Genomic DNA, 15,264 nt, shown 5'->3' with positions numbered 1-15,264 from the left:
ACTCATTCTCAAAACTTAGATCCAACTTATTCAGCTAAATCCTTGTTTTTCAACAAGTTTTAATCAACATCACCGCCGATGGATGTGCATTATAGGCTATTTATTTTCTTACGCAACTACTTTTTCAATCTTTTCTATTTGTTTGTATAGTTAATAAACCAAATAAACATTAACTATATGTTTTTTATATATAATTTTTATTTGTATGAGCTTTTAACTCTTATCACTGTCTAAATAAGACAAAATCATTGCACTTAGTTCTCTTTTAAGCTGTTGTTCTGAAATAAGAAAATCATTGTTGCTTACAAACCTCATCATTGTGAACAAGGTACTATTAATAATTACAAAAGATTTATGCTTAAGTGTTTCGAAGTCCCAATGACGATAGAAACGATTAAATACATATAAACCAACTTCAAAAAAATGTTTTTCTAAAACCTTTGCTGCTTCGGAATTGTTGTAGCCATGCCAATGTTTCAGGACTTCAAAGAAGAAACCATTATCTTCTCTCATTACATCAAATCCGAATTGAAGACTAACATCGACTAAGGTTTTTAAATCCATTTCTTCTTGATTCATCGCCAGCGCTTTAAGTGACAAACCTAAGTTTTCACTCTTACGGCGTAACAATTCTAAAATTATCTGATCTTTATTTTCGAAATATTGATAGATAGAGCCTACGCTCACCCCTGATTTTTCAGATATTTTTGGCGTAGTGACTTGATCTAGGCCCATTTCAGAAATGCATATCAGAGTCGCTTCCAAAATACTATCGACTACCAGCTTTGCTCTTTGTTGTTGTGGTCTTTTTCTCATAGCTGCCATTCTAATAATGCGAATTGAATGCGAATAAATATTCATATTAATCTTTGATCAAACAATAACCAGATTAATTACACCATGTCAAATTTTAGCATTCCAAAACGTATGGCTTCATATGAGCGAATGAAGCGTAGCGATCTATTGTCTAAGCTTCTACACAAAATGACCGATCAAAACTTCATTCCAACTTATGCTGAATATTTAGAGTTAAATGAAAGTTTACATACGGGTGATGTGCCGATGGATCGCTTAATGGATTGGGTGATGACCAATCCACGCGAAAATCGAAAGCTTTTTGAAACAGCCTTATATCAAGGCTTAGATGCTCTTCCCAAACCAGTCCCTGAAATCAAAGCATTTTTTGATCTCGTGGAACAACAGCCTGTTTGGTTCGATCAAGAAAAAATTGATCGTGCAATTCAATTCACGCATCGTTTAGGCGCAAATGTCACTTTTATTATGCGTGATCTCGCGCTAATGACTGGATATCAATACCCTGGCTTTAATCAACCTTTAATTTTAACAGGTGCTCTAAGCAAATATGCAGGCAAGCGCTTAGCAGAAACGCATAAATGGTGGCTAGATGTTACTAAGCCGAATGGATTTCAACGCTTTAATGATGGCTTTACTTCAACAATATTTGTGCGTTTCATCCATTCTTTAGTTCGCTACCATCTAAAAAAATCCAAAGATTGGGACTGGGATATTTGGGGAATGCCGATTAACCAATATGATCAGGCAATGACAAATATTGCTTTCAGCGGTGTGATGCTTTTAGGTATTCGAGCAATCGGTATTTTTCCAACTAAAACTGAAGTCGATGCGATTATGCATTTTTGGAAATATACAGGCTGGTTAATGGGTGTTGACGAACACTGGCTGATTGATAAAGAGTCTGAAGGCTGGAAATTATTGCAATGGATGAATTATGCTCATCCTCAAGTGGATGAAAGTAGTCGTCAGCTTGCAGTAAGCCTATCCAAAGAACCATTTGAACGCGAATATAAACATTTTAAACGTTTCATGCAGAAGAAAGCCTACCAGAATCACTTAGATGTTACCCAAATCTTTATGGGCCGTAAAAAAATGAAAAATTTAGGGCTTAAGCCTCGAATACTGCCGTGGTATCCACTGTATCTACTGACTAAAAATACTGTGATTTATGCTGGCGCAAAAAAAATACCAAAGCTTGATCTTTATTTACAGCGTAAAGGGCGATCACAACAAGAACAAGCTCTCGATTTATATCAAAATGCAGGAAAACAGCTGGCAAGTATGCATCAATAAATAAAAAACCGAGCTAAGACTCGGTTTTTTGAATGTATATTTTTAAGCCATTTTTAATGTTGCCTCTTGCTCAGCTCGAAGTGCTGATGGAGAGCGTGCTAGATAATCCAAAGCTTGTTGAGTATTACCTTCTTGCACAGGATGAAACTTTGGACTAAACCAACGGATAGTAGCTAAAGTTAAATGACTGAAGGTAGGAATATGATCGGTCTTACGACTAATTTTTTCCATTTGCATAATGAGTCTTAAAGTACCCATATGTCTAAACTTACCTGCATCTTTATCTTGTTTCAAAATTGTTTTTCCGCCTTCAACCCAAACCGCTGCCATAATAGGGAAGATAAAGGTCATCAAAGCATTTTTTGAAATTTGGAAATTAAACTCTGATTCAAACATATGTTTAAACAAATCATACGCAACCGTACGATGTTCAACTTCTTCAGCAAGATGCCAACGGAATAGATCAGCCATGATTGGATCGGCTTTATCCAATGAAGTATTGTCCAAGCTCCACTGCCCTGCCACACCAGTATAGTGCTCAATGGCTGCAATCACACCCAGTCGGAAGATTAACCAACGTTTTTCACCAACCACTTTTTTCATCATTTTGATACCTACTGGATTTTCTCCCAAAAGTATTTCAAAAAGATAATGCATGCGTTGAATGAACGGCTTTACATCTAATCCATGTTGATCAAAATAAACTTGTGCATGTTGATGAGTACGACCATGAATCGCTTCTTGCTGAATAAAACCTTTCACGTCAGCTTTTAATTGTTCGTCTTTGACGAACGGTAAAGCTTTATTAAATACACGGCAAAACCAAAACTCACCCGCAGGTAAAATCATATGTGCTGTATTCAACATATGGGTGGAAACAGGGTCATTTTCAATCCAATGCTTTGGAATATGATTGAAATCAAATTTTACTTTACGACCATGTAGTTGATGAACTTGACTCATTGTTGTCATTTTATTATCCATTACATCTTTTTTATTATTTTTAAAATAATGATAACCTCATCACAATATCATTTAAGGACATTCATATTTTATGTCTGACAATTTTAAAGAAAACACCCATTCAGACGGCGATCTAAATGGGTGTTAGGCTTAATACGTCAAATAAACTGAATATGACTAGAACTTCATACTCACACGCGCCCAATAATTACGTCCTATATTATTAAATTGCTCATTCTGTGCAAAACCAAATCCAGCACTACCTGCTTTATTTAAGTGTTCCGTATAAACTTTATCCAGAACATTATCAATTCCAATACTCAAATCGACACCTTGATGAATTTGATAAGTGCCATTTAAAGACAGCGTCGAGAAACCTGAACTCGTTTTAAAGTCCTTACCTACAATATTACCTTGATTAATACTGACACGATCCTGCCCATCTACCACACGCCACAATAAACCTAAGTTAAAACGCTCTTGCACATATCTTAAATTTACACGTGCTTCCAACGGAGATATTTGAGGTAAAGGTTGATGATCAGTTGTGTTTTTTCCCCAAGCATACATCGCACTAAGATCTGCCTGAACAGCATCACTAAATTGATAACCTACACCAGCTTCTGCCCCTGCGATTGTCGCATCGACATTTCTAGAATCAGCAGCATTTTTACCATGACCAGTCATTTTTGCTGGGTCATAATTCAATAATATGAAATCATCGATCAAACCAGCATAAGCTGATGCCCATGAACTGAATGCCCCGTGATTATGTTGGTATCCAACATCCAATTGTAAGGTTTTTTCTGTTTCTAAATCCTTGAAGGTAGCAACAGCATTGCCTTGATAATCTGTCTTAAACAACTCCCAATAATCTGGTACGCGCTCTACATAGCCTAGACCAACATAGATTTTAGCATCATGCTCTGGATGCTGATTTTCAAACCGTATAAAACCACTTGGTAATGTTTCCTGACGTTCTTGAACCATTTTTAAGTTTTTAATCTTAACTTGATCAACCCGAACACCTGTGACCAACTTATTATGATCATTCAATGGATATGATAATTCAGTGAACCCACCATAAGATTGAAACTTCATATCCTCTGTCAGTGGAGTATTCATCATTGGCATGCTTGAATGATACATTCCACCAGCATGTTGATTATTCTGAGTATCAACACCCGTAATGAATATTGCTTTATCCCACTCCATCGTTGTGGCTAAACGTGCATTCAAAGTACGACGTGTCACATTCATAGCGCGATCCGCGCCATCAACATCACGCAAACTAAAATTATCCATCACATGATCATTAAAGTTGTAATTGACTTGCGCCTCAACTTTTTTAACTACCTCTGAGAGATTCTTTTTCTCAAATCTTAATCCCAAGCTCTCGCGGGCAAATTTAGAACCATCCATATCTCGCCCAGCATATACAGCCTCACCATCAGCCTTACCGCCAGTTAACTCGATCCATGTATCTGCATTAGGTGTCCAGCCCAATGCTAAATCTGCATTCCATCGTTTCCAATCTGATGGTACGGTCGCCCCATTACCATCTTGATAACTATTTGAGACTGATCGGTTGCTATTGATTCGAATATATTTTTGTTCATCTCCTACCGCTGCCTCAATATTTTGGTCTAAACGCCCAAAAGAGCCCATTAATACACTTGCCTGACCTCGATAATTTTTTTCATCATTCAATTGTTCTGGGCGTCGCTCGAAAATCACTGTTGCTGCTGAACCTGTGTTGGCGTACTGGACAGTTTGGGGACCTTTAATCACCGAGATTCGATCATAGCTCTCAGGTGAGATATACGAAGTCGGTGAATCCATACGACTCGGGCATGCGCCTAAATTTTCAGTTCCATCTGTTAGAATTTTGATTCGTGATCCAAACATTCCACGAAAGGTCACATCACCGTTCGTACCTGCACCACTATTTACGCTGCTAAACCCTACAATACTTTGTAAGTAATCTGCGCCATCCGACGCAGGAATAGGCTGAATGGGTTGCTTCGGGTTTGCACGTACAATCAAGCCATTAGCATCATTACCTTGTAGAGCTGTAGCAACAATTGGCGCTAAGTTCGTCGTGTGTGTATCAGGTGTTGGATTTAAAGTTGTAGATTGGACTTCAGCAAATGAAGTTTGCGAAATAAAGGCAATAGAAATCGCAGCCGCTAGTGGCTGTAAATAGAATTTTGGCTGAGCCATGATATATTCACTCAAAATTTAAATATGACAATGCTAGAGTCATTCAAGACCCTAAAAATAAAGACAATATTTAAGAAAAGAGTGGTGGTGCCCGACCTTGAGGTAAAAGGAATAAACGCTGTAAGTCGAAATAAATATGTTTGAACGCTTTTTGGAATGCGATCAAACGTATATTCAAACGTACAAAAACTTCTTTCACGTTCAGCTCAGGTGGCAAAATCAAATTACCAAATACAGTACAGTATTGGCATTGATGGTTTGGGTCATGATGATCGTGCCCACTATGCGAGGATTCAACATAGCGCTTAGACTCATGATGTTCATGTAACGCATGTGAAGTGGAAACATGATGAGCATGATGAACGAGCGTTGTAATACTAGAATGATTAGGCTGTTCGAATAAGGCACGGGTGATCGTTTCGCAGACCGGCGCAATTTGATATTGCGCTGGAAGCAAAGGCTGAAGAAAAACAGCGATCTGTAATAATACTGCTGCGAAACTCAGCAGCAACCCATTGCGGAACAAATTGTCATTCCAAATAAAATTTGAGCAATTATAACAAAGCCCAATCGAAATTGGGCTTTATCAATATATTTAAAGTTCTTAGAAAATTAACGCTTTACAGCAACTTTTTCTTTTTGACGCTGACGAACGACTTTTTCTACCTTTTCACGCGCTCTTTGGCGTTTTAAAGGAGATAAATAATCAACAAATAATTTTCCGTTCAGATGATCCATTTCGTGCTGGATACATACTGCCAAAAGACCATCAGCTTCTAATTCAAAAGCTTGCCCTTCTAAGTTAATTGCGTCAATTTTGACGCGTGACGGACGCTCAACTTTATCGTATATTTGTGGAACTGATAGACAACCCTCTTCATAAGGTTGGGTATCTTCAGTTAATGGGGTGACTTTAGGATTAATAAAAACCATCGGCTGATTTTTATCTTCAGACAAGTCCATGACGATAAGCTGAATATGATGATCAACTTGGGTTGCAGCTAGACCAATACCTGGTGCTTCATACATGGTTTCAAACATGTCTGCAGCAAGTTGACGAATTTCATCCGTCACTTCCTCTACAGGTTTGGCAATAGTACGCAAACGGGGATCAGGAAAACTTAAAATTGGTAATAAGGCCATGCTGCTCCTCACCGGCTATGCCATTGATCTTAAAAATTAAATGAAGTTAATGCTTCATCAAATAATACGTGTAATATGCGTATTATAGCGCAAATAGATACATAATTTTAGGAATTATGATAATGAAAAAGGTTTTCAATGGCATGGCTTTTTCACATGCTCTGGGGTTAAAGAAACACTGCCTTTCACTTGCAATTTGCATTAGTGCGGGCTTGTTTACCGCGCAAATGACACAAGCCAGTCCAAATGTAAGCCCACCATCGATTAAGGCCGGTGCTCCTCACGTTTATGTGGTCAAAAAAGGCGACACTTTGTGGGATATTTCAGGTAAATTTTTGCGCTCACCTTGGCGTTGGAAAGAAATTTGGGCATCCAATAAACATGTCAAAAATCCACACTGGATCTACCCGGGTGATCGCTTACTACTCTGTACATTAGATGGGCGTCCACTGATTGGTAAAGATGAAGGTGACGGTTGTGAAGGCGTTATTCGTCGTCATCTTGGTGCTATCAATCTAAAACCTCAAGTACGTGTAGAAAGCTTAGGGAATACCATTCCAATTATTCCCTTGGATGATATTCAACCTTGGCTAGAAAGAAGTATTATCGTTGCGCCTGATGCTTTGCAAAGCACACCTTATATTCTCGGTTCGGCAGATCGTCGTATCGTTGCTGGGGAAGGTCAAACAGTTTATGCACGTGGTCAAGGGATTAACCCTGGACAAAGCTACGGTGTTTATCGTGAAGCTGAACCGTATGTTTTCTTAGATGAAAAAGGGAAAAAATACACAGGTGCACTTGAACTGATTGAGGTAGCTACTGCAGTCGCTGTTGCCAACGAAAATGAAATTTCAACCTTAGAACTTAAACAAAGTTTTAATGCCGAAGTTCGTCGCGGTGATTACGTTTTACCTAAATTTCAAAATGAATTACCAAGCCTCTTCTATCCAACGGCAACAACGGATATTCAGCCAGGCGGTCAAGTGATTCGTGTTATGGGTTCTATTGGTACAGCAGCTCAACATAGTGTTGTCACCATTAACCGCGGAAGCGTTCACGGCGCAAAAAATGGTCACGTGTTAAGTATTTTCCAACAAGGCGAAGTGGTTAAAGACCCGAAGACCAAAGAAAATATTCAACTGCCTAATCAGCGTGTGGGCAATTTAATGATTTTTAAAACTTTCGATCAATTAAGTTACGCTTACGTGCTAGACAGCGCACTTCCAATTAAAGTAGGTGCTGTATTAGAACCATCACCAATGGTTGAAAATTAAAATTAGGTGCGGATATGTTGAACGAGATTAACGACCATCAGTTGGCTTATATTAAACTCTGGTACCTCGTTCAACATTCACTCAGTGCTTATCAAAAACTTGTTCAGCATTTTGGTTCAGCTCAAGATGCTGTACAGAAAAATCATCTAAATCAATGGCATCAGCTCAACTTACATAAAAACCATATCGAGCGTGCATCTCAATTTTTCTCTGATCAACAGCAACAAGAATTTGAGCGAATTCTGCATCAAATTCATCAACATTCTGATTTTATGCTCACTGAGCAAGATCCAGACTATCCTCAGCAATTGTTGCCCTATCATGACCGCCCCCCAATTTTATTTGGGAAAGGTAAAGCACAACATTTATCTGAAGCACAAATTGCCATTGTTGGAAGCCGTAAACCAAGTCCACATGGCAAACAAGTCACATATGATTTTGCGTATTATCTGAGTGATCAAGGTTTTTATATCACGAGTGGCCTAGCACAAGGCATTGATGAAGCAGCCCATCAGGGTGCTTTGCAACATGGCAGAACAATCGCCGTTATCGGCACAGGGTTAGATTTAATTTACCCATCACAAAATCGCCCATTACATGATCAAATCTTGAAGCAGAACGGGACCATCATTTCTGAGTTTTTACCCGGGACAAAACCGCTTCAGCATAATTTTCCACGCAGAAATAGAATTGTAAGTGGCTTAAGTTTAGGGATATTGGTAGCGGAAGCTCAATTGGGCAGTGGTTCATTAATTACGGCCCAAGCTGCTGCAAATCAAGGTAAAACGACCTTTGCGATTCCAGGTCATATTTATAGTGAATTTCATCAAGGTTGCCATCAGTTGATTCGTGAAGGTGCCATCTTAGTTGATCATCCTGATCAGATCATTGAAGATTTAGCCCTGCCGACTCAATGGCAGCATCAACAAGCATCTCTGTTACGAAAAAACAATCCTAATGAGTTCCAAAATGACGAAATAGTTCATTCAGTAGACCATCCAAAGCTAGAGAAGCATGAGGATGATGAGCATTCGATTCCTATACATTTGTTAGCTGTATTTCAACAATTAGATTGGGTTGGACGCGATCTCGATCAAATTGCAGCTACCCTTGATCTAGACACAGCGACACTCACCAGCCACTTGATGGAGTTAGAACTTTTAGGACGCTGTATTCAACAATCTGGGTTATACCTACGTTGCCGTAATTAAAATTAAGGTTCACAATAGTCTTTTCAATCAAGAGAATGGTGAACGCTTATGTTAACAACCTCAGTTGCTGAGGCTGCTCAATGTCTAAAACAAGGTCATGTTTTGGCTTATCCTACAGAAGCAGTATGGGGCTTAGGTTGCGACCCTTTTAATGAAAATGCTTTTAAAGAAATTTTAAGATTAAAACAACGCCCTATCGAAAAAGGAGTGATCTTACTGGCTGGTCAAGTCAGTCAGGTTGAACATTTATTATCAAAGCTGCCTCAAGACCGCCGTGATGCGGTGATTGAAAGTTGGTCACAAACATCTTATCAGGATCGCGCCACCACATGGCTTCTCCCAGCTGATGAGCAAATACCACTTTGGATTCGAGGCAAACATCCTAAGGTTGCTATTCGAGTCACCAACCATCCTCTTTGCATCGCACTGTGTAACGCATTTGATGGGTTCATTGTTTCAACCAGTGCAAATCCTGCTGGTTTAGACCCCGCTCGCTCATTACAAGAAGTCAATCAGTACTTTGGTGCTGAATTAAATTATTTAAATGGAGATTTAGGCCTGAGCCAAGAACCAAGCCGAATATTAGATGCAGAAACTGGTGATGTCATTCGTGCTTAAACAGCATGATATGCTGAGACTTAAAACTTATTATTTAAGACAAAAAAAAGCTCAGTCATAAAGGTATTGACTGAGCATATAAAAGGATGTGCTAATCACATCCAGAGGGTTCAGAAATTCATCTGTACAGAAAAGGACTGATTTGTCGCTTTCTCTGCAGTACGCATATTATGCTACAAAAAAAAATATTACACAATTACTAAGACTTAGAGTTTCAAATCATCATTTTTCTTATAAAGATTAATTATTAGTTCAATTGATATAATTAAGTACCTATTTTTAATTATTAATTTTACTTTTTAAAAAGCCTAATGATAGTTAATTTAGATCAATAAGCTTTTATAGATTTTAAGTATAATAAAAAAATAAATCAATTGTCTGTTTTTTAAACACTCTTAGCCTTTATGAATGAAGTTTTTTTCTGTGCTAAAGCAATACCTATCAAAATCACGATTCCGCCTAAACTGTGATAAATCGTCCATGCTTCTTTTAACCAAACGTAAGCAATAATGGCGGTAAAGATTGGCATTAAGTTCATAAAGATGCTGGTTCGATTTGGGCCTAAATGTTGAACAGCCAACATCCATACTAACGGCGCAATAATCGAAGGGAAAATTCCCGCATATAACACACTTAAGCCGTTATTCAGATCAATTGCATCGAGACCCAATACGGCAACGAATGGTAAGTGGTACAACACTGCAAAACCAATCTGAATATAAAGACTAATCATTAAAGGGAGCTCGAGTTGCCACTTTTTGAGAAATACACCATAAAAAGCATAGAAGAATACCGCGACGATCATAATCATGTCGCCCCAATGCCCACCCAGATGCATCAGTGTATCTAGATGCCCCTGACCGATAACATAAATCAGCCCGATAAATGATAAAATACTACCCACCACTGCAAATCGAGTTGGAAACTCTTTTAAAATCATCAATGAAACAAAAATGGTGAAAATTGGGATAAAGGCATTAATTATGCCCATATTGGTTGCAGTTGTGTAATGTGCTGCGGTGTAAGCCAACCCCTGATAAAGCACCATACCAAATGCACTCAGCACTGCTAATTTCACTATATTTTGTCTTACCAGATTCCGCTGTTTGATGACTTTAGGCAGGATAAAGGGTGTTAAAATCAAAAAGGCAATAATCCAACGATAAAAACTAATACTGACAGGTGAAATATACTCTGCAACATATCGTGTAATGGCTATATTCAACGACCAAATCAATACAGCAATGACTGGCAATGATAAAGCCCAGAGCAAATGCTTTTTTTCAAATGTCATATTTTCATCCTAATTTTTATTTAATCGTTAAGATCAAGTTTTCATCAATTTTTAGACTTTTTCATTCCATGAAACACACTCCCCTTCATTGTTAGTGACTGCAGAACAGCCATCTAAGTCTGAGATTTTTACTTAAAAAATTAAGTAGAGTGCTGTTCTATTTTAAAACACTTTTCACTTTTTTACAGGGATTCCTCTACAAAACAACACTAGAAGCTGTGTGTGAGCTATGAGATCGTAAATGCTTGAATTTTCCCATCAACGGGTTAACTGAATATTTTTTAATGTGCTTCATCGTGAATGTAAGTGCATTGAACCGAGCATATAAAAAGGATAAATTATGAAAAAACTTCTCATTGCATCACTATGCACTACAGCTGTTTTTCTAACCGCTTGTGATAAAAAGTCTAACGATCAATCCTCACCTACTGCCGCTGAAACGGTTCAAAGCAATACATTAAGTACCAATGTAAATGCAGATATTCAACATGACTTAGATTTACTGGATCAAATTTCAAATACAAAAGCTCAAGAGGCTTTGGCATTTCAAAACGAAGTGACACAAGCTGCGCAAAACAATAATAAAGCTGAATTAGACGCAGTGGTTGAGAAGATGGATAACTATGTGGATCAATTTAATGATGATCTGGACAAACTTGCGCTCAAAAGTATTGAAGGTGCATCTCTTCGAGATAAAATGAAAGAATCGAATGAGCTTGGATTGGACCTCGCAGAAGCAGGTGTTAAAGAAAAGCCTGATATGAATGAAATCACTGAACTTCAAAAGAAAGCTGTTGAGTTACAACAAAGCTTGTTACAGGACATGCAGAATCTTAAAAACCAAGTCGGGACAAAATCTTAACTCATAAAGCAGGCCGTCAGGCCTGTTTTTTTTCACTGTAGACACCTTGGTGAGATCTATATGCCATGGTATTTTCAATCTACATATTTTAAGTACTTTATGATTAGGACATTGAAATGGCTTCAGTTTATAACATTCCAGTAAATACAATTCAGGGGCAGCCTGTTGATTTATCGCAATACGAAGGCAAAGTATTATTGATCGTGAATGTAGCGTCTAAATGTGGCCTTACACCTCAGTACGAAGGTCTGCAAAAACTCTATAGTGAAAAAAAACAACAAGGTTTCGAAATTCTTGGTTTTCCTTCCAATGACTTTCTTGAACAAGAACCAGGAAGCAATGAAGAGATTGAACAATTTTGTTCAGTGAATTATCAAGTGGACTTCCCTCTTTTTGCGAAAATTCCAGTGGTTGGGGAGAATAAACATCCGCTATATGAAACTTTAACAAATGCCATTCCAGAGCGTATTGGTGAGGGGCCTTGGTGGAAAGATCTGGTTGATTATGGTTTAACGCCTAATAATCCCCCTGAAGTATTATGGAATTTTGAGAAATTCTTAGTTTCAAAAACAGGGGAAGTCGTTGCTCGTTTTGCACCAGACATCACTGCAGATGATGCGCGTATTGTTGATGCAATTAATGCTGAACTGGCGAAATAATCTCATCAAGATCAAGTGACGATCTTGTCACTTGATTATTTCTTATTCAATTCAATAAATATCTTCATTAATCTGTCAAAATCATAAGTTACTCTTTCACATCAAAATTTTTGTTATTGCTTTGCAAATATTCAGATTTAACTCATATTTGTATCGTATCTTGGAATGAAGTGATTAACGATTTGGTTTTATTAATGAAAGTATTTCAAAGCATTGTTACCCCTTTTGCATTATTTGGCTTCGGTCTCGTGATGTTAGGTTGTCAGCCGCAATCACAACCCGATCAAGAAAAGGAATCAACAGCAGCTAATGCTGAAGAATCTTCTCCTGTCCAAGTCACTGATCCAGCTGACTTAAAGTCAGGCAATATGTTTTATATTGTACGTGATGTGGCAGATGTACAACTGAAAGCAGGTCGATACATTGAGCAAATTCAACAGCTACAATCTGATTTAGAACAAGCTGTAAATAATAAAGATCCACAAAAGTTAGATCAGTCAGTGCAAAGTTTGAAATCTCAATTACTAGGATTTAATGAGGCATTGACAGGACTTGACCTAAAAAGCCAAGAAATTGCCCAGATTCGTTCTAATATTTTAACGGCAAATCAAAATGTATTAGCTTCACCATTACTAAACGGCCAAGTGAATTTAAACAACATCGATTTTGCAGCCTTAGAAAAGCAAATGGGTAATATCCAAGGTGAAATGGTGAAATTAGCCAGTATGCTTTTGACTCAGTCCGGATCATCTACAGAAAATAATCAAGCCGAGGATTGATATACATTATTCTCACAAAATAGAGATGGTGGAGTGAGGGATTTCTCTTTAATTTGGATCTTAAATAATTCAAATATCATGGAGTCGGCATGTCTACCTCACCCATCTATAATATAACTCCTATTACTTTTCGTTTAGATTTAAAAGATCCTTTCATCTTTACTGCTCATCATATTGATCACTACCCTGCTGGGAATGCTGAAATGGGACCAGTTCATCCTGCAATCAATCAAGAATTCAATATGTATTATGGTAGTGTTGTTCCCGGCTTTCCCGAACATCCACACACGGGTTTTGAAACCATTACTTTAGTGGAACAAGGTTATGTCGATCATTTTGATTCCTTGGGTAATGGTGGACGATATGCTGCGGGCGATGTGCAATGGCTAAGTACGGGAAATGGTGTTGAACATTGTGAAATGTTCCCGTTAATTCATCAGGATCGAGAGAACCCTTTTGAATTATTTCAAATTTGGTTTAACTCATCTCCAGAACAAAAAAAACAACCTGCTGATTATAAAATGTTTTGGCGTGAACAAATTCCACATGTGAAAGCGACTGATCACCAGTCTCGCAACATTGATGTACGAGTTATTTCTGGACAATATCAAAATCAAAATGCATTAAGTCGCCCACCACATTCTTGGGCAGCTGCAGCAGAAAATAAAGTGAATATATACTTAATTACTTTAGAAGCTGGCACACATCTTGAAATTCCAGCCACGACCGCGACCTCCACTCGATTTGCTTACTTCTATCAGGGTTCAACTTTAAATATTGCTGATTCAACCATTCAATTCAAACATCTTGTAGAGCTTAAAGCTGACACCGAAATTCAAATTGAAGCAGGTGATCAAGAAGCGAGAATCTTATGGTTAGAAGGTGAACCTATTGGTGCACCAGTTGCAATGCGAGGGCCTTTTGTATTGAACAGCAAAGAAGAACTTGATGTTGCATTCAAACGATATCGTGAGACCCATTTTGGTGACTGGCCTTGGCCAAGCGATGCTCCAACGTTTTCACGTGAAACACCTCGTTTTGCCAGCTATGAAGGTGGTAAACTCAAGGAATATCCTGAACAAATGAGTTCAGATGGGGCTTAACAAGGTTTAAATATTACAGTATTCATCTTTGCCCAATGCTCGTTTAATATCCTGTTCAAAACGCGCATTGGGAAAAGGATAACGTTGAGGCAAATACAAGGTAAATCTTGTCAATGTAGGTGATAACTTTTCTACAGTTGCCTTATGAACATATTCACCACGTTCTGTTCGAGCAAATAGGGTTGCCATTTCAATATGCTCTTCAAGCTTGTTTTCAGTAAAGACTAGGTCATCATCACGTGTGAAACCGATACATCGACGATATGCTTGTCTCAGATTTTGAAATACGCTGAGATAATCCAACTCGATTTCAGCACTTAAACCATTTTTATACGAGTTGGCAACCAAGGCCGCTTCAGTAGGTTCATTGGGCTGACTTAAATAATAATTTTGACATGCGGTGAGCTGACTGAAGATAAATATGCTTAGCGCGATAATTAGACTTTGACGATACATTATTTTATTTGGATTTATTAGACTTATACCTGAATTGTAGCAAAGTCTAAGCCGTGATTTAATTCAGCTTTATACTTTTAATGTAATTGAACCATGCAACTGATCATCTTCACTGGAGTTCAAGCTTCAGGCAAATCAAGCTACTATCTTTTACATTTGGCACATTCACATTTAAGAATTAACTTAGACATGCTAAAAACTCGCCATCGGGAAAACATGATCTTTGAAACCTGTCTAGCCTCTAAAACCAAAACGGTGATCGACAATACCAACCCGACCAAAGCAGACCGTGCTCGTTATATTCAACGTGCTAAATCAGCAGGCTTTGAAGTGATTTCATATTACTTTGAAACAGATTTGAAAAGTACGCTAGAACGCAATGGTCAACGAAGCGGTAAAGCCAATATTCCTGAAGTCGGTGTTCGAGCAACATATAAGAAGTTAGAAGTACCTGATTTTGAGGAAGGGTTTGATGAAATACATCATATTAAAATAAAAGGTGCAGGTGAATATCACCATTTAATTTTAGACTCCAAATAATAAAGCGACCCGAGGATCGCTTTATTTCAA

At 38.0% G+C, this 15,264-nt stretch carries 15 protein-coding genes and 1 pseudogene; 9 read left to right on the top strand and 7 right to left on the bottom strand.

Annotation, left to right across the window (positions count from 1 at the left end; all coding sequences use genetic code 11):
• Window positions 1-213: 213 nt before the first annotated feature.
• The gene (locus AC1M9A_RS11355) at window positions 214-816 is read right to left on the bottom strand and encodes a TetR/AcrR family transcriptional regulator (protein ID WP_035268244.1); all 603 of its coding nucleotides are present in this window, start codon (window positions 814-816) and stop codon (window positions 214-216) included.
• A gap of 84 nt (window positions 817-900) precedes the next feature.
• On the opposite strand from AC1M9A_RS11355, the gene AC1M9A_RS11350 reads away from it, so the two are divergent.
• Window positions 901-2,109 (top strand): oxygenase MpaB family protein, encoded by a 1,209-nt coding sequence (locus AC1M9A_RS11350; protein WP_481610246.1) that lies wholly within the window; start codon window positions 901-903, stop codon window positions 2,107-2,109.
• A gap of 42 nt (window positions 2,110-2,151) precedes the next feature.
• Here AC1M9A_RS11350 and AC1M9A_RS11345 read toward each other — a convergent pair whose 3' ends face one another.
• The 4 genes and pseudogenes from AC1M9A_RS11345 to def all read right to left on the bottom strand — a co-directional run bounded on the left by AC1M9A_RS11345 (window position 2,152) and on the right by def (window position 6,438).
• Window positions 2,152-3,081 (bottom strand): metal-dependent hydrolase, encoded by a 930-nt coding sequence (locus AC1M9A_RS11345; protein ID WP_092768017.1) that lies wholly within the window; start codon window positions 3,079-3,081, stop codon window positions 2,152-2,154.
• Window positions 3,082-3,249: 168 nt separating this feature from the next.
• Window positions 3,250-5,295 (bottom strand): TonB-dependent copper receptor, encoded by a 2,046-nt coding sequence (locus AC1M9A_RS11340; RefSeq protein WP_481610245.1) that lies wholly within the window; start codon window positions 5,293-5,295, stop codon window positions 3,250-3,252.
• A gap of 70 nt (window positions 5,296-5,365) precedes the next feature.
• Window positions 5,366-5,572: pseudogene (locus AC1M9A_RS11335) on the bottom strand (DUF2946 domain-containing protein); the annotation flags it as partial.
• A 335-nt stretch (window positions 5,573-5,907) separates the two neighbouring features.
• Window positions 5,908-6,438, bottom strand: coding sequence for a peptide deformylase (gene def, locus AC1M9A_RS11330; protein WP_035268228.1), 531 nt, complete (start codon window positions 6,436-6,438; stop codon window positions 5,908-5,910).
• A 122-nt stretch (window positions 6,439-6,560) separates the two neighbouring features.
• Between def and AC1M9A_RS11325 the strand changes: the two genes are divergently transcribed.
• From AC1M9A_RS11325 to tsaC, 3 genes are read left to right on the top strand one after another with little or no spacing between them, the layout of a single operon-like run.
• Window positions 6,561-7,712, top strand: a complete 1,152-nt coding sequence (locus AC1M9A_RS11325) for a LysM peptidoglycan-binding domain-containing protein (RefSeq protein WP_481592439.1) — start codon at window positions 6,561-6,563, stop codon at window positions 7,710-7,712.
• Window positions 7,713-7,726: 14 nt separating this feature from the next.
• The gene (gene dprA / locus AC1M9A_RS11320; protein ID WP_481610244.1) at window positions 7,727-8,923 is read left to right on the top strand and encodes a DNA-processing protein DprA; all 1,197 of its coding nucleotides are present in this window, start codon (window positions 7,727-7,729) and stop codon (window positions 8,921-8,923) included.
• Between the two features lie 48 nt (window positions 8,924-8,971).
• Window positions 8,972-9,541 (top strand): L-threonylcarbamoyladenylate synthase type 1 TsaC, encoded by a 570-nt coding sequence (tsaC, locus tag AC1M9A_RS11315; RefSeq protein ID WP_481592437.1) that lies wholly within the window; start codon window positions 8,972-8,974, stop codon window positions 9,539-9,541.
• Window positions 9,542-9,926: 385 nt separating this feature from the next.
• Here tsaC and AC1M9A_RS11310 read toward each other — a convergent pair whose 3' ends face one another.
• Window positions 9,927-10,835, bottom strand: coding sequence for a DMT family transporter (locus AC1M9A_RS11310; protein ID WP_481610243.1), 909 nt, complete (start codon window positions 10,833-10,835; stop codon window positions 9,927-9,929).
• A 340-nt stretch (window positions 10,836-11,175) separates the two neighbouring features.
• Between AC1M9A_RS11310 and AC1M9A_RS11305 the strand changes: the two genes are divergently transcribed.
• From AC1M9A_RS11305 to AC1M9A_RS11290, 4 genes are all read left to right on the top strand, one after another.
• Window positions 11,176-11,697 carry a hypothetical protein gene (locus AC1M9A_RS11305; protein ID WP_481610242.1) on the top strand — a complete coding sequence of 174 codons (522 nt, stop codon included), beginning with the start codon at window positions 11,176-11,178 and terminating at the stop codon, window positions 11,695-11,697.
• A gap of 116 nt (window positions 11,698-11,813) precedes the next feature.
• Window positions 11,814-12,356, top strand: a complete 543-nt coding sequence (locus AC1M9A_RS11300; RefSeq protein WP_481590704.1) for a glutathione peroxidase — start codon at window positions 11,814-11,816, stop codon at window positions 12,354-12,356.
• 194 nt (window positions 12,357-12,550) lie between these two features.
• Window positions 12,551-13,135, top strand: coding sequence for a hypothetical protein (locus tag AC1M9A_RS11295; RefSeq protein ID WP_481610241.1), 585 nt, complete (start codon window positions 12,551-12,553; stop codon window positions 13,133-13,135).
• Window positions 13,136-13,224: 89 nt separating this feature from the next.
• A complete protein-coding gene (locus AC1M9A_RS11290) occupies window positions 13,225-14,238 on the top strand; it encodes a pirin family protein (RefSeq protein ID WP_481610240.1) in 1,014 nt (337 codons plus the stop codon).
• Between the two features lie 6 nt (window positions 14,239-14,244).
• Here AC1M9A_RS11290 and AC1M9A_RS11285 read toward each other — a convergent pair whose 3' ends face one another.
• On the bottom strand, window positions 14,245-14,694 hold the full coding sequence (locus AC1M9A_RS11285; RefSeq protein WP_179999932.1) for a hypothetical protein: 450 nt from the start codon (window positions 14,692-14,694) through the stop codon (window positions 14,245-14,247).
• 93 nt (window positions 14,695-14,787) lie between these two features.
• On the opposite strand from AC1M9A_RS11285, the gene AC1M9A_RS11280 reads away from it, so the two are divergent.
• Window positions 14,788-15,234 (top strand): AAA family ATPase, encoded by a 447-nt coding sequence (locus AC1M9A_RS11280; protein ID WP_481610239.1) that lies wholly within the window; start codon window positions 14,788-14,790, stop codon window positions 15,232-15,234.
• The last annotated feature ends 30 nt before the right edge of the window (window positions 15,235-15,264 follow it).

This window comes from Acinetobacter sp. ANC_7634 (assembly GCF_056779875.1).
This window is presented reverse-complemented; position numbering and strand designations above follow the sequence as displayed.

What these genes read in the sequence shown, in the direction of transcription:
- AC1M9A_RS11355 (WP_035268244.1), bottom strand. Translation starts at nt 816, where the DNA reads ATGAGAAAAAGACCACAACAACAAAGAGCAAAGCTGGTAGTCGATAGT.
- AC1M9A_RS11350 (WP_481610246.1), top strand. Translation starts at nt 901, where the DNA reads ATGTCAAATTTTAGCATTCCAAAACGTATGGCTTCATATGAGCGAATG.
- AC1M9A_RS11345 (WP_092768017.1), bottom strand. Translation starts at nt 3,081, where the DNA reads ATGACAACAATGAGTCAAGTTCATCAACTACATGGTCGTAAAGTAAAA.
- AC1M9A_RS11340 (WP_481610245.1), bottom strand. Translation starts at nt 5,295, where the DNA reads ATGGCTCAGCCAAAATTCTATTTACAGCCACTAGCGGCTGCGATTTCT.
- def (WP_035268228.1), bottom strand. Translation starts at nt 6,438, where the DNA reads ATGGCCTTATTACCAATTTTAAGTTTTCCTGATCCCCGTTTGCGTACT.
- AC1M9A_RS11325 (WP_481592439.1), top strand. Translation starts at nt 6,561, where the DNA reads ATGAAAAAGGTTTTCAATGGCATGGCTTTTTCACATGCTCTGGGGTTA.
- dprA (WP_481610244.1), top strand. Translation starts at nt 7,727, where the DNA reads ATGTTGAACGAGATTAACGACCATCAGTTGGCTTATATTAAACTCTGG.
- tsaC (WP_481592437.1), top strand. Translation starts at nt 8,972, where the DNA reads ATGTTAACAACCTCAGTTGCTGAGGCTGCTCAATGTCTAAAACAAGGT.
- AC1M9A_RS11310 (WP_481610243.1), bottom strand. Translation starts at nt 10,835, where the DNA reads ATGACATTTGAAAAAAAGCATTTGCTCTGGGCTTTATCATTGCCAGTC.
- AC1M9A_RS11305 (WP_481610242.1), top strand. Translation starts at nt 11,176, where the DNA reads ATGAAAAAACTTCTCATTGCATCACTATGCACTACAGCTGTTTTTCTA.
- AC1M9A_RS11300 (WP_481590704.1), top strand. Translation starts at nt 11,814, where the DNA reads ATGGCTTCAGTTTATAACATTCCAGTAAATACAATTCAGGGGCAGCCT.
- AC1M9A_RS11295 (WP_481610241.1), top strand. Translation starts at nt 12,551, where the DNA reads ATGAAAGTATTTCAAAGCATTGTTACCCCTTTTGCATTATTTGGCTTC.
- AC1M9A_RS11290 (WP_481610240.1), top strand. Translation starts at nt 13,225, where the DNA reads ATGTCTACCTCACCCATCTATAATATAACTCCTATTACTTTTCGTTTA.
- AC1M9A_RS11285 (WP_179999932.1), bottom strand. Translation starts at nt 14,694, where the DNA reads ATGTATCGTCAAAGTCTAATTATCGCGCTAAGCATATTTATCTTCAGT.
- AC1M9A_RS11280 (WP_481610239.1), top strand. Translation starts at nt 14,788, where the DNA reads ATGCAACTGATCATCTTCACTGGAGTTCAAGCTTCAGGCAAATCAAGC.